A 14,564-nucleotide genomic window follows, 5' to 3' on the forward strand; every position below is an offset into this window, starting at 1 on the left:
CTTTCTTCATGAAGGGCACGCAACTGTCCATCTATTCTTGATTTAGCTGGTTCAAGGTCTTTTTACTCATAGTAGGAAGCTATGCTTTGTCCTTTCAGAGTAAAATGCTTTGACAAGACTGATCGGATGCTTTTTTTTGAAAAAAGCTTTCCACTCCATTGATACATTTCATTTGTCGTTAATTTATTATCCGGAAACAATAGTCTGAACTCATTTATTTGTCGAAATATTGTATCGACAGCTAATTCCTTGTGACCACATTTCATACATTCACACATTCTCCCATTTAAACGCTCTAATACGGCTGAACATTCTTTACAGAATGACTCTTTTTTTAAAGCAGTATACGAGTACTCGGATAATGTGATAAAAGTAGTATCTTTATGATGCAATGCTTTGAGCGCATCCGAAAATTTTGTATGACTTATATTTATCGCCCCACGTTCGTTGTTCAATCGTTTAAGATGACGAGATATCATGGTCGGAAGAATAAAGTCCTGATTAACAGGTGTTTCAAAAAGAGTAAACTGTTTGTTGACAAACACAATATATGATTTGAGTGGAAAATCAACACGATGTTCTTCCATCAGTTGACGGAAAAGCATTGTCTTTCTATTTAATTGATGGACAGGGTTAGTGATTTCTTTATTTGTAGAAACAATTTTCAACTTATCCTCACGAAAAACAAACTCACCTTCGAAGTTTTTCACTTCATAGATCGAAACCCCTTTACTTGATATCATCAATGTATCGATCTTAAAGGTATGACCGTTTAGTTTCAATAACAAATCATTCAAAATCAGACATTCGCACTTCAACCCTTTCATTAACGCATCAAATGCACACTCACCTTCGAATCCTTTAACTAGTTGATTAATATAGTTTTCCTGCGGGTTCAATAAAACCCCTCGTTTGCTTAAGGCTACCAATGACTCAAGTTGTAATGCTCTTTCTCTTTCTTTAACGATCATATTATTCCCTCCATTAATCTATTCTATTATCTATATTGTCTTTTATATCTAAAACTGACTTTTTATGGCTCAATTAAAAAGTCACTCTTTGAGTTTGCTTCTCTTTCACTCTAGCAAGTGATATTTTTATGATTTGCTAAATGCATACGTTATAATATAGTCATAGTTTGTTTAAGCGCTTTGCTTTATAAACAGATAACGTTTATGATGATTAAATTAACAATCTGACTTTGAAGGAGTGAATTATATGGGTAGAGGTGGCGGCCGAGGTGGCGGTGGTGGCTTCAGCGGAGGTTCCCGTGGCGGGGGATTCGGTGGAGGACGAGGCGGCGGTGGTCGTATAGGCGGTGGAAGCAGTGGCCGTGGAGGTGGAGGCTTCGGTGGCGGTGGCTTTGGTGGCGGAAGTTCAAACAGTGGTTCCGGCAATAACCGTCCACGCATGGGCATGGGCCCGATATTTTTAGGTGGTGGACTTTTTGGTCGAAGACGTTATTCATCCGGTCACGGTGGAGGCGGCGGTGGTGGTTGTGGCTCTATGGGCTGCGGAAGCATCTTCACTGTACTGATATTTATGTTCGTGATCTTTACCTTGATTTCATCCTTAGGTAATTTCATGGGCGGTGGAGGCAATGGTGGACCAACGAGTATCACCTCATCGACGGTGGAACGTGAACCATTACCGGCAGGAGCAGTAACTGAAACAGAATACTATACAGACGAATTAGGATGGATAGGTAATCATACGCAGATGGTCGATGGCCTTCGTCATTTCTATAACGAAACAGGCGTCCAGCCCCATGTGCATATAACGGGTGACATCAACGGGTCTACTGATCCGTCAATGGATGAACTTCAAGCCTACGCAAACGATCTATATGAAGAACTCTTTACTGATGAAGCGCATTTACTACTTGTCTTTTTTGAGCCCGAACCAAATGAGTACATGACGTATTACGTCACGGGCTCTCAAGCACGATCCGTAATCGACACAGAAGCAGGCGACATTTTAATGGATTATCTTGATAGAAATTACTATGATCCAGACTTAACAGATGAACAGTACTTCAGCAATTCGTTCAAAGAAGCTGCTGATCGCATCATGGAAGTAACGACATCACCATGGATTCCAGTACTTTCGATCTTTGGGGTTCTTGCAGCATTATATATCCTATTCAAATGGTGGAAAACAAAACAAGCCAGTAAAGAACGTGAAGCCAAACGAACAGAGGACATGCTTAGCCGACCTATTGAAAAATTCGGAAGCTCTAAAGCTGATGAATTGGCGAAAAAATATGACGAAGATAAATAATTAAACATTAAAAACCAATATTCAAACATAATTAGGAGGAGTCTACATGGCAATTTTAGACCGTTTTACAGATATCATTAGTGCAAACGTCAATGCAATCATTGATCGTATGGAAGATCCCGAAAAAATGATTGATCAATACTTACGTGGTATGATGGAAGACTTGGCTGAAGTGAAGAAAAACACTGCAAGCGTGATGGCAGAAGAAACACGGGCCAAACGTTTAGTGGATGAAAACGAAGCTGAAGTAACAAAATATGAACGCTACGCTAAAAAAGCATTGGAATCAGGTAACGATGCGGATGCACGTGTTTTCCTATCTAAAAAACAGGAATTGGAAGATGTCGGTACCGGGTTAGCTAATGCTTATGCCAAAGCGCATGAAAATGCATCGAAAATGCGTCAAATGCATGATAAGTTGGCCGCAGATATTGATAAACTAAGAAACCGTCGTTCGATGATCAAAGCTCAAATGTCAGTGGCGGATACTCAAGAAAAACTCAATAAAGTGGATACTTCCCTCGGTAAATCTAAAGGAGCCATGAGTAACTTTGAGCGTATGGAAGAAAAAGCGTCTCGTCGCTTAGATGAAGCTGATGCCATGGAAGAATTGAACAAACAGCCTAAAGATTCGGCTCAAGAACTGGAAGAGAAATACGCAGAAGAAACAGGTTCTGCTGCGGTCGAAGACGAACTCGAACGCATGAAACAAAACATGGGACTTTCTTCATCTGATAAAGATTCTGAAGAGTAGCCTAAAACATTTAAATGGAAACAGAAAACCCGTAGAGACTAGTCATCAACTAGTCTCTACGGGTTTTCTTGTTCACGCTTGATTTGTCAGAAACACTTTAATTTATCTTTGAGTGGCCTGTTTATTCAATACTTTGATAAACACACATCACCGAAAAACAAACGACTTAATAGTCTTCAGAAAATGCTGGGGTGGATAAGTACCGTTCACCGGTATCTGGAGCAATGGTCACAACGGTTTTACCTTTGCCTAACTTTTCAGCATAGCGGATAGCTGCTAAAACATTTGCTCCTGCCGAAATGCCCACGAGCAGTCCTTCTTCTCTAGCCAAACGACGGGTCATCTCAATCGCATCATCGCTTGAAACAATGACGATTTCATCGTAAATATCGGTATCCAACACATCCGGAATAAAGCCTGCTCCCATACCCTGGATTTTGTGCTTGCCTTTGGCTTCACCGCTCAAAACAGCAGATTCTTCCGGTTCGACCGCCACAACTTTAGCATCAGGATTGTGCAATTTCATTACTTTCCCGACACCGGTGATCGTTCCACCGGTTCCTACACCGACAACAAAAGCATCCGGTGCATTACCGTCCAAGGCTTCGATGATTTCTGGGCCCGTTGTTCTGATATGCATAGCCGGATTGGCTGGATTATAGAATTGAGAAGGCATGAAGTAGCCGTCTTGTTCTGCCAATGCTTTTGCACGAGTCATAGCACCTGGGATTCCTTCAGCGCCCGGAATCAACTCAAGTTCAGCACCGTAAATTTTCATCAATACTCGTCTTTCCACGCTCAAAGTATCGGGCATAATAAATATCGCTTTGTAGCCCTTTGTGGCCGCGACCATTGCTAATCCCACACCGGTGTTTCCACTGGTTGCTTCAACGATTGTGTCCCCTGGATTTAATTTACCATCTTTTTCAGCTGTTTCAATCATATTTAGGGCGATACGGTCTTTGATACTGCCGCCTGCGTTGAATGATTCAACCTTAACGTATACATCTGCCGCATCTTTTGGCACCACACGATTAAGTTGTAATAAAGGTGTGTCTCCAATTAATTCTGTTACTGATTTTACGCGTTTCATTGAAATACTTCCTTCCCAAACTTACTATTTCTAATTTCTTACTTATCTTATTTTAAAGTTGCTTCTTTGTCTATTTTAACACATCTTTCATTACATAAGAAAATCTCGACAGAATGTAAATAACACATTCCATCGAGATTTGTTCCATCAGCTGATTTTATTGAATATCGATTCGTTTGGTTGTTGGCTGATTGGATTCTTTCTTAGGTAGCTTCACTTCCAAAACCCCGTTATCAAAGCGAGCGGAAATATCATCTTCATCAATATCTCGAATTAAAAATTGACGACTGAATGAGCGAGATGATCGTTCACGTCTGACATAGTTTCGTTCCTCATCATGTTCATCAGTTTCCGATTCATGTTTTGCAGATATGGATAAAACATTGTCGTTATAATCCAGTTCTATATCTTCTTTGCTCATTCCCGGTAGCTCTGCTTCCACCGTGTATTCTTTCTCATCTTCTATAATATCTGTCTTGAAGCTTCCAACGTCTCCAAGAGATCCGTCAAACATATCATCGAAAAATAATTTGCGTAAATCTCCAAAATTTCGTTTTGAAGGTAACATATCGGCCATTTTTTTACCCCTCTCCATTTGTCTGTTTTATGATTTTTAGCTTTCCTCACTTGTTATGTTAACGCTTTTTTTAGGAAAGATAAAACAAAACGACTGCAGTTTCAGGATTAAAAAATAGCATTTAAAAATCAGGATTCACTTACTTTTTCATCAATTTCTCCACATATTCCATATCAAACAAAGGCTTAATGGATTCATAGTTTTGTATTCGTTTAATCGCATCACCAAAGATGGGAGCGACACTTAATTGTTCGATTAGATCCGTTGCGGATTTTTTAGAAAGATCGATCGTATTGGTCACCACAACCTTTTTTACGCCGGATTTATTTAATCGTTTCACTGCTTTCCCAGAAAGAACGGCGTGTGTCACACAAACGTAAACGTCTTTTGCGCCCGCTTTTTTAAGCGACTGGGTAGACTTGGTGACCGTTTTAGCAGTATCTAGAATATCATCAAACAAGATACAGTTTTTACCGTCAACTTCACCAACCAGATCATACGTATTCGGTCTATTTTCCTGATATAATCGTCGATCAATGATGGCTAAAGGGGAATCAAGCAGCTCTGCCATTTCGCGCGCGCGTTTCACACCATCATGGTCAGGCGACACAACAACAGTTTCTTCTCCTATTAATCCTTCTGATAAGAAGTGATTGGCAAACAAAGCTGTTGCGGATAAATGATCGACCGGAATATCGAAAAACCCCTGAATCTGAGGAGCGTGCAGTTCCATCGTTATCAAGCGATCAATGCCGGCTTGTGTCAGCATGTTGGCTACCACTTTTGCCGTAATGGCTTCGCGTGGTCCCGGCTTTCTATCTTGTCTTCCATAGCCATAATAAGGCATTACTACATTGATGGATTCTGCGCTTGCACGCCTTAGCGCGTCGATCATGATGAGCAATTCCATTAAATAATCGTTGCTCGGATCATTGGTTGACTGAATCAAATAAACATCGTCTCCTCGGATACTTTCATCAATATGAACGGATATCTCTCCATCGGCAAAACGGTCGATCCTCGCTTTACTTAATTCGACTCCTACCACCTGAGCAATTTCTTCGGCTAACTTGGGGTTCGAGTTTAAAGCAAAGAGTTTAACGCCGCTTCTTTTCTCATGATTACGCATAGCATCCTCCACTCACTAATTGTTGACTTCTTCTTCAGGTTAATCGTAAACAGAATGCACACGAAATGCAAGCGCTAACTCGTTTTGATTTCCGTCATGCTTTCTGTGTTGAGGAATCAGTTATTTTAAAGGTCTCCATTTCCAATTTGTGACTTCCGGCATATCGTCTCCAATCTCTCTGATATATTTGTGATGCTTATCGAGCAGCTTGTCCATTTTCTCTTCTACATCACACGCTTCTTCACCATATAGAGCCCGAGCGGCATCTTTGACCAGATGGAAACGGTCGAGATCATTCACGACGCGCATATCAAACGGCGTGGTCACATCACCATTTTCACGGTATCCATGTGGGATAAGGTTTCGATTCTGACGGTCAAAGAATAAATTCTTCAGCAACCCTTCATACCCGTGGAAAGCAAATAGAACCGGTTTGTCTGTCGTAAATAGATCATTAAATGCCTCATTACTGAGACCTCTTTTGTCATTTTTCGGACTGTTTAACCTGAGAATATCCACCACGTTGATGAACCGGATTTTCAGTTCTGGAACTTCGTCATGCAGTATAGAGACGGCGGCCAAAGCTTCTAGATTAGGTTCAGTCCCGGCTGCGGCAATCACGATATCCGGTTCGTCGTCGTTAAAAGTACTTGCCCAGTCGATGATTTTCAACCCTTTTTCGACAAGTTCTTCCGCTTCTTTTGCCGTATAGAACTGCGGCCGCGGATGTTTACTCGAAACAATCAGGTTTATTTTCTGTTCAGACTTCAACACTTTGTTCATCACCGCCATTAAAGTATTGGCGTCTGCCGGAAAGTACTCACGAATATACTCCAGCTTCTTCTCTGCCAGATGTGTGCTGAGTCCAGGATCCTGATGGGTATAGCCGTTATGGTCCTGCTGGAAAACCGTTGAAGAAGCAATAATGTTGAGTGATGGGTATTTATTGCGCCACTCCAGTTCGTCCGCTTTACGGAGCCATTTGAAGTGCTGAGTGATCATTGAATCAACGATGCGGAGGAAACCTTCGTAACTGACAAAGAACCCGTGTCTTCCGGTCAGTGTGTAGCCTTCCATCCATCCTTCTGCCTGATGCTCAGAAAGTTGGGAATCAATGACACGCCCGCTAAGCGACTGTGCTTCGTCTTCCGGTTCCTCAATGTCTTCCATCCACTGGCGATTCGTCTTTTGAAGGACGGCATTCAACTTATTTGATTTCAGTTCATCGGTGCTCATAATTCGGAAGTTGTCTGGATTAGCATCCACGATATCACGTGCAAATTTTCCGAATTCTGACATATCCTTCCCTTTTTCTGAACCGGGTGTTTTGATATCCAAGGTGTATTCGCGCCAGTCTGGCAGTTTCAAAGGTTTTCCGTCTCTCCCGCCATTCGTGATTGGATTAAGTGCCATCCGTTTATTGTCCTTTGGAGTAATCTCTTTTATTTTAGATTTAAGTCGTCCATTCTCATCAAACAATTCTTCCGGACGATAGGATCTCATCCAGTTCATCAATGCTCCACTGTATTCCATTTTTTCCTGTTCCGCTGGAATCGGGACCTGGTGTGCACGAAATGTTCCCTCAACCGGTTCACCGTCCCACTCTTCCGGTCCCGTCCAACCTTTTGGGCTTATCAGGATAATCACGGGCCACTTAGGCATGCCATTATTCTTCGTTGTTTTTTCTCGAGCGTCAGTTTGAATCGATCGAATCTTTTCAATGACGATATCCATCGTTTCAGCCATTTCGGGATGCATGTCATCCGGATTCTCGCCTTCAACAAAATGCGGATCCCACCCCAAACCGTCAAAGTAATGCCTTAACTCTTCATTCGATTTACGTGACAGAATCGTTGGATTCGCAATTTTATAACCATTCAAATGTAAGATAGGCAAGACAGCCCCATCCGTTACAGGATTGATGAAGACATTGGAGAACCAGGATGTCGCAAGTGCACCTGTTTCTGCTTCGCCATCACCAATCGTCACAGCCGCTATGGTATCTGGATAATCTAAAACGGTTCCGGTCGCATGTGATAATGCATACCCTAGCTCCCCACCTTCATGGATCGAGCCAGGTGTTTCGGGCGCCGCATGCGAGCCGATCCCTCCAGGGAAGGAGAATTGTCTGAACAGCTTTTTCATACCTTCTTCGTCTTCCGTTATGTCCGGATAGATTTCAGTGTAACTCCCATCTAGATAAGCATTTGAGACCATTACTTGTCCGCCATGACCCGGTCCTTCAATGAAGAACATATCCAAGTCATACTTATTGATTACTCGGTTCAGATGAGCATAGACGAAGTTCTGTCCCGGCACCGTTCCCCAGTGACCGATTGGATTGATTTTCACATCTTTTTCTTCAAGAGGACGTCTTAACAGCGGGTTATCTTTAAGATAGATCTGACCGATCGACAGATAATTCGCCGCGCGCCACCAAGCATCGACTTTGTTTAAATATTCAGCTGAAGAATATTTATGTTCGTTAGACATAATCGCTATTCCTTTCGTTATCTTCCCGTTTTATATATCTGATTTTTATTTTAATTGAACTACAGAGTGAACTGAAAAAATTTTAGACATCCTACCGAGTTTTTTATGAAGAGTTTTACTATTGAATATTCAGTTCTTTATTTGTCGTCATTAACATCTTTTGGACTTCTTCCGGATCAGTTTCCAAATCCAGATAACTTTTCTCGTCTTCAGGATTGAGTATCACTGGCATGCGGTCATGGATGGGACGCATCTGGTCATTTGCATCTGTGGTAAGGATCGCGTAAGTCAGGTAACTGTCGCCGTTTTCGTCAGTATACCGTTCGCAGATACCGGCCATGGAAAAAATCGGGACGTCTTTGACGGCAATCTTCTTCTTGTCTTTTTTCTTCTGCCCTTCAATTGGCTGCCATTCGAAAAAGTATGTCGCTGGAACGATGCAGCGTTTTTGGGCAAACGGCTCTTTAAAGGTCTTCTTCTCCAAGACACTTTCTGCCCGTGCATTGATCAGCGGGCGTTTGGCAAAGCTCGGTTCGAACCCCCATTTCACAGGATGCAGGCGCCTGTTCGGCAGCAGCACGATATTTTCTGTCGTCGGAAAAATTTCTCCCTTCTCTTCAAATGAATACTCGTCATCTAAAAGCTCGTAGCGTTCCTTTAATTCTTTAAATGAAACAGTTAATCCGTATCTTCCGCACATCTCACTCACTCCTTATCGTCCCCTTTATCGTATCAAAATGATCCTGAAATCGCGACTCATACAAACTCATCGAACCGTCATAAAGGTATCTTTTTATTTATCAAATAAACCGTGATATACTCAAGAAAAATAGGTATCGGTTGAGTTTTCAACTCTCTAAGGAGGACGCTCATGGCTAAAATAATAACTGATCATCAGCTTTCACAGTTCCCAAGATCTTACTGGCATTCACATCAGACACCCCACTTCACTTCCTTGAATCAAGACGAAACGACAGAAGTCGCTGTAATCGGTGGCGGAATGGTCGGTATCGTCACAGCTTATCTCTTATTAAAAGCAGGAAAAAACGTCACACTCGTAGAAGCGAGAGACTTCCTTTCCGGCGTGACAGGCAATACGACCGCTAAAATTTCTGCCCAGCACGGACTTATTTATCATGAATTGATGCAGACCTTCGATAAAGAAAAAGCTCGAATGTATTATGAAGCGAATCGTGACGGACTCGACTTCATCAGAGTTAGGTATTGGCTGCGACCTCGAAGAAAAAGAGGCAATCGTTTTTGCCTCGAGTGAAAAAGGACTGAAAAAGATCAAAAAAGAAGCGCGTGCTTACGAAAAACTTGGAATCATCGGAAAACTTACACTGGGTCAGCTCGATGACCTCCCGTTTGAAACCGATGCCGCTTTAACTATGCCGTTTCAGGCTCAGTTTCATCCGGTAAAATATCTGACTGGTCTACTGAAAGAAATCGAACGACTCGGTGGTAAGCTGTTTGACCAGACTCGTGCGGTGAAACTCTTTAAAAAGAATGATTATGTCGAAATGGCTACAGGTGCCAAGCTGCATTACGATAACATCGTGATCGCCACCCACTACCCCTTCAATGATTTTGACGGACTCTACTTTGCAAAATTATCCATCGAACGCTCTTATGCCATCGCCGCTAAAATCAACACTAAAATGCCTGAGGGAATGTATATAAGTGCGGAGTCGCCAAAAAGGTCCCTGCGTTCCATCCGGTCGGAAAACGGTGAAGACTTATTCCTGATCGGTGGTGAAAGTCACAAAACAGGTAAGAGTAACCCGCCTACTCAGATGCATTACGAAAATTTGGAACGCTTTGGTAAGGAATGGTTTGAATTGGAACGAGTTCCATATCACTGGTCAGCACAGGACATGACGACGCTGGACAAAATGCCTTATATCGGTCAGATGACTCAGTCTACGAAAGACGTACTTATGGCCACCGGGTTTAACAAATGGGGTATGGTCATTGGGGCTTTTTCAAGACTAATGCTCACCGATATTATTCTCGGCAACGATAATGTATATAAAGACCTGTTCGATCCGACCCGGAATAAATTGAAGACAATAGATATCGAACGGTTTTCGAAAAAGAATACCGCTGTAGGTAAAGACTTCGTCACGACTAAACTGAAACGTCCGGATAAAACAGTGGATGACTTGAAATCAGATGAAGGTGGACTAGTTTCTGTGGATGGTAAAAAAGTAGGCGGCTACCGAGACAAACAAGGAGACGTCCATCTCGTTAAGACAACCTGCACTCATTTGGGCTGCGGATTGAAATGGAATGATGGTGATCGTTCCTGGGACTGCTCCAGCCACGGTTCCCGCTTCTCCTATTCCGGTGAAGTACTCAATGGACCCGCAGTAAAACCGTTGAAGAAACTGGATGGATCAAATGATGAAAAGTAGATAATTGATAAAAAAGTGTGTTTCTTGGTATTTTATCATCAAAAGACACACTTTTTTTATCAATATGGTCAACTCCTATTGATAATTACGTTTAATCATTTATTATTAATATATATTTATTTAAGAAATATTTTAAAGGAGGAAAAATATGGATGCAACTGCTCGATTAGGTGTAGAACAAAAGTATGGAAGAACGTCATTCTTTGATGGAGGGTTATTCGAACTTATTTTCTGGTCTTTATTCGGTGGCATCGTAACAGTATTGTCCTTAGGTCTGTTATATCCCTGGTTAATATGCCGGCTTTTTGCTTGGAAAATCAATCATACCGTTATCGACGGCATGCGCATGAATTTTTCTGGATCAGCTGTCGGTCTATTCGGGAACTGGATCAAATGGTGGGCACTGACGATTATTACTTTGGGTATATACGGTTTCTGGGTCAATATAAAACTGGAAGACTGGAAAGCAAAGAACACCCATTTTGTTAATTAATACATAACTTATTCAAAAAGCTTTCGAGTCATTTTCTGACCTTAAATAACTCTAAATGTGAACTGATAAACATTAAATTAAATAATTTTAATTTTTCTCTTGACTTATTCTCACTTATTTCGTATTCTAGGGACATCAACTTTTATAGGAGTGACAATCATGTTAATAACGAAAATTCAAACCAAACAACTAAATAACTTTTACTTTAGCTACTTTAGATATGGTTTGTAGACATGACTGACATCATGGATACAAACATCAGTATAAAACTGATTTTGTATCTGTGATGGCTAAAGAAATTTGAGTTGATCAAATTTGGCCACATAGATGAAATAATCTAAGTGGTCAACATACCCATAACTTTTGAGGGCGCCTATTTAGATTATTTCATCTAAATAGGCGTTTTTTATATTTATAAAGAAACGGGTCGACCTAACGCTGGTTGGTCCGTCAGACAACAAAACGAAAACATAGGAGGAGAAAAAGATGAGAAAGTTAATGACAAAGAAAGCAATGGGTTTAATGGCTACAGGATTAGTGGGATTGACTTTAGCCGCTTGTGGTTCTGAAGACGGTGGAGAAAGCACGGACGGCGAGCAAGAAGTAGTGAACGTGGGTATCTTGCAATTCATGGAACACAATTCCTTAACGGCAGCCAAAGACGGTTTCATCAGTGAAATGGAAGACGCCGGTTACGTTGACGGAGAAACAATCAACTTTGACGTCATGAACGCACAAGGCGATCAATCAAATTTACAGAGTATGAGTGAACAATTATCCGGAAACAATGACTTGATGCTTGCGATTGCAACACCAGCTGCTCAGTCATTGGCAACAGCCGAACAAGACAAGCCGATTCTATTCACGGCAGTAACGGATCCGGTCGACGCTGGGTTAGTTGAAAGCAACGATGCACCAGGAACCAATTTAACCGGTACGAGTGATATGGTACCCATCGAAGAACAGATTAAATTACTCTTATCTATTGTGCCCGATGCTCAAACTATCGGAATCATCTATAACTCAAGTGAACCGAACTCAGAAATCCAGGCCAATTTAGCCATTGAACAATTAGAAGCAGCAGGCGTCTCCGTTCAAGTTTCCACTGTCACAACGACCAATGATGTGCAGCAAGTCCTGACCAGCTTGGCTTCAAGTGTTGATGCTCTGTATATCCCGACAGATAACACCTTAGCTAGTACGGCTGATACTGTGGGAGAAATCGCTATGGAATACCAAATGCCAGTGGTGGCAGGATCAACGGATCAAGTTGAAGCGGGTGGATTAGCCACTTACGGCATCAACTACGAGGCCCTAGGTCGTCAAACTGCGTTAATGGCTCTTGAAATCTTAGAAAACGATGCCTCACCAGAAACACTTGCCGTTGAAATATCTGATGATCTGGAACTCTTCGTTAATGAAGAAATGGCTGAAGCTTTAGGCATCGATCCAGACAGCATTATACTTTCAGAAGATTAAGGGAGGATTATTTCATGGCTTTATTTTTATCAAGCATTTCTCAAGGATTACTCTGGTCGATCATGGCCATTGGCGTCTACATTACCTTTCGCGTTCTTAATGTCGCTGACTTAACTACAGAAGGCAGCTTTCCACTAGGCGCGGCAATAAGTACCAGTTTAATTGTAAACGGCATAGCTCCCTGGTTATCCGTACTGATTGCCCTACTCGGCGGCATGGCAGCCGGATTCATCTCCGGCTTCTTATACACAAAATGGAAAATCCCTGCCTTACTTGCAGGAATCATTACAATGACGGGCCTTTATTCCATTAATCTACGCGTCATGGGACAAGCCAATATCTCGCTCCTCGGACAAGAGACACTCATTCGAACAGTGGAGAGTTTCGGTTTAAGCAAAACCAATGCGGTATTACTCGTCGGTTCAATCGCCGTTGGAATAGTCATTATTCTGCTCCATCTGTTTTTTCATACTGAAGTAGGACTGGCGATTCGTTCTACCGGTGACAATAACGAAATGAGCGAAGCCAATGGTATCCGGACCAATTTCATGAAAGTCATTGGCTATATGTTAAGTAACGGAATGATTGCGACATCCGGTGCCTTACTCGCTCAAAACAACGGATACGCTGATATCAGCATGGGTATTGGGACGATCGTTATCGGTTTGGCCTCCATCATTATCGGTGAAGTGTTCTTCCGTAACATATCCATTGCCAAACGTTTATTGACGGTCGTCTTGGGTTCAGTCATATACCGCTTACTCATATTGATCGTTTTAGAAATGAACGTTGATCCGCAAGACTTGAAACTTTTCTCAGCCATACTTTTAGCGTTAGCCTTACGTCTTCCAGCTATTCAGGAACGTTTGACTAAACGAAACAAGAAAGCCACAGTATCAACTGAAAAAGGAGGGTTATCATAATGGTTGCAGCGTTAGAACTGAAAAATATTCATAAGAGTTTTGAAATGGGTTCTGTCAATGAAAACCATGTCCTGAAAGGCATTGATTTCACAGTGAACGAAGGGGATTTTATTACAGTGATTGGCGGAAACGGTGCAGGTAAGTCTACCTTCCTGAACAGTATCGCTGGCAGTTTCCCGGTTGATGAAGGAGAAATCCTACTCGACGGTGAAGATATCACGAAAGAGTCCGCTTATAAACGTGCGTCACACATCAGTCGCGTGTTCCAGGATTCCAAAATGGGAACTGCTTCCCGCTTGAGTATCGAAGAGAACTTAGCCATCGCCTGGAAACGCGGGAAAAAACGTGGACTCGGTCGAGGCATTCATAAAAAAGAACGAGACGTTTACAAAGAAGAGTTGAGAAAGCTGGGACTCGGACTTGAAGACCGTTTGAAAATGGACGTGGGACTGCTTTCTGGTGGACAACGCCAAGCACTCACCTTACTGATGGCGTCGCTTGTCACACCCAAATTGTTACTACTGGATGAACATACGGCCGCTCTGGATCCGAAAACCAGTCAGATGGTCTTGGATTTAACTGATCAGATCATCAAGGAAAAGAAACTTACCGCATTGATGATCACGCACAACATGGAACAGGCCATCACATACGGTAATCGTTTGATCATGATGAACAACGGCTATATCGTTGTGGATGTATCCGGTGAAGAAAAAAAACACCTTACCGTCCCCGACCTGCTCGAGTTATTTAAACAAAAGAGCGGCAGTGCCGTCTCAGAAGATGCCTTACTGCTTTCTTAATGAGAACACCAAGTCAACCGACTTGGTGTTTTTTCATTTTTTCAAATCTAACCGCTACTTTTAAATATGAATTTAACGTGTAAGTAATATTTTTCGTCATAGTGTGCCCTTCACATCTCTTTC

Annotated in this window: 14 protein-coding genes; 8 read left to right on the forward strand and 6 right to left on the reverse strand. The window is 42.0% G+C overall.

Annotated features, from left to right (window positions below; translation table 11 throughout):
- Positions 1-62 precede the first annotated feature (62 nt).
- Positions 63-971: a nuclease-related domain-containing protein gene (locus AX762_RS08995; protein ID WP_071848808.1), complete on the reverse strand. Its 909-nt coding sequence runs from the start codon at positions 969-971 to the stop codon at positions 63-65.
- A gap of 247 nt (positions 972-1,218) precedes the next feature.
- Here AX762_RS08995 and AX762_RS09000 point away from each other — a divergent pair, with 247 nt between their 5' ends.
- Together AX762_RS09000 and AX762_RS09005 are read left to right on the forward strand one after the other, a co-directional pair.
- A complete protein-coding gene (locus AX762_RS09000; RefSeq protein ID WP_177244079.1) occupies positions 1,219-2,280 on the forward strand; it encodes a TPM domain-containing protein in 1,062 nt (353 codons plus the stop codon).
- Positions 2,281-2,326: 46 nt separating this feature from the next.
- Entirely contained in the window at positions 2,327-3,034 is a 708-nt protein-coding gene (locus AX762_RS09005; protein ID WP_071848809.1) for a PspA/IM30 family protein, read from the forward strand.
- 166 nt (positions 3,035-3,200) lie between these two features.
- Here the strand turns inward: AX762_RS09005 and cysK are convergent, their stop codons facing one another.
- From cysK to AX762_RS09030, 5 genes are all read right to left on the reverse strand, one after another.
- Positions 3,201-4,127 (reverse strand): cysteine synthase A, encoded by a 927-nt coding sequence (gene cysK, locus AX762_RS09010; protein ID WP_083432906.1) that lies wholly within the window; start codon positions 4,125-4,127, stop codon positions 3,201-3,203.
- 157 nt (positions 4,128-4,284) lie between these two features.
- On the reverse strand, positions 4,285-4,704 hold the full coding sequence (locus AX762_RS09015) for an Hsp20/alpha crystallin family protein (protein ID WP_071848811.1): 420 nt from the start codon (positions 4,702-4,704) through the stop codon (positions 4,285-4,287).
- A gap of 139 nt (positions 4,705-4,843) precedes the next feature.
- Complete coding sequence (locus AX762_RS09020) at positions 4,844-5,833, reverse strand: ribose-phosphate pyrophosphokinase (protein WP_071848812.1); 990 nt, start codon at positions 5,831-5,833, stop codon at positions 4,844-4,846.
- A 120-nt stretch (positions 5,834-5,953) separates the two neighbouring features.
- Complete coding sequence (locus tag AX762_RS09025) at positions 5,954-8,326, reverse strand: phosphoketolase (protein ID WP_071848813.1); 2,373 nt, start codon at positions 8,324-8,326, stop codon at positions 5,954-5,956.
- A gap of 118 nt (positions 8,327-8,444) precedes the next feature.
- Entirely contained in the window at positions 8,445-9,026 is a 582-nt protein-coding gene (locus tag AX762_RS09030) for an SOS response-associated peptidase (protein WP_071848814.1), read from the reverse strand.
- A gap of 171 nt (positions 9,027-9,197) precedes the next feature.
- Between AX762_RS09030 and AX762_RS12995 the strand changes: the two genes are divergently transcribed.
- The 6 genes from AX762_RS12995 to AX762_RS09055 all read left to right on the forward strand — a co-directional run bounded on the left by AX762_RS12995 (position 9,198) and on the right by AX762_RS09055 (position 14,441).
- A complete protein-coding gene (locus AX762_RS12995) occupies positions 9,198-9,599 on the forward strand; it encodes an FAD-dependent oxidoreductase (RefSeq protein WP_218162497.1) in 402 nt (133 codons plus the stop codon).
- Complete coding sequence (locus tag AX762_RS09035; protein WP_218162498.1) at positions 9,520-10,743, forward strand: FAD-dependent oxidoreductase; 1,224 nt, start codon at positions 9,520-9,522, stop codon at positions 10,741-10,743. Before AX762_RS12995 ends, AX762_RS09035 begins: the two co-directional genes overlap by 80 nt.
- A gap of 148 nt (positions 10,744-10,891) precedes the next feature.
- Positions 10,892-11,236: a DUF898 family protein gene (locus AX762_RS09040; RefSeq protein ID WP_071848815.1), complete on the forward strand. Its 345-nt coding sequence runs from the start codon at positions 10,892-10,894 to the stop codon at positions 11,234-11,236.
- A gap of 486 nt (positions 11,237-11,722) precedes the next feature.
- Complete coding sequence (locus AX762_RS09045; protein WP_071848816.1) at positions 11,723-12,715, forward strand: ABC transporter substrate-binding protein; 993 nt, start codon at positions 11,723-11,725, stop codon at positions 12,713-12,715.
- A gap of 14 nt (positions 12,716-12,729) precedes the next feature.
- Positions 12,730-13,638, forward strand: a complete 909-nt coding sequence (locus AX762_RS09050) for an ABC transporter permease (protein ID WP_071848817.1) — start codon at positions 12,730-12,732, stop codon at positions 13,636-13,638.
- A complete protein-coding gene (locus AX762_RS09055; RefSeq protein WP_071848818.1) occupies positions 13,638-14,441 on the forward strand; it encodes an ABC transporter ATP-binding protein in 804 nt (267 codons plus the stop codon). The genes AX762_RS09050 and AX762_RS09055 overlap by 1 nt, the downstream gene beginning before the upstream one ends.
- Positions 14,442-14,564: the final 123 nt, after the last annotated feature.

The sequence above is a fragment of the Alkalibacterium sp. 20 genome (genome assembly GCF_001885615.1).
Lineage (GTDB): Bacteria > Bacillota > Bacilli > Lactobacillales > Carnobacteriaceae_A > Alkalibacterium.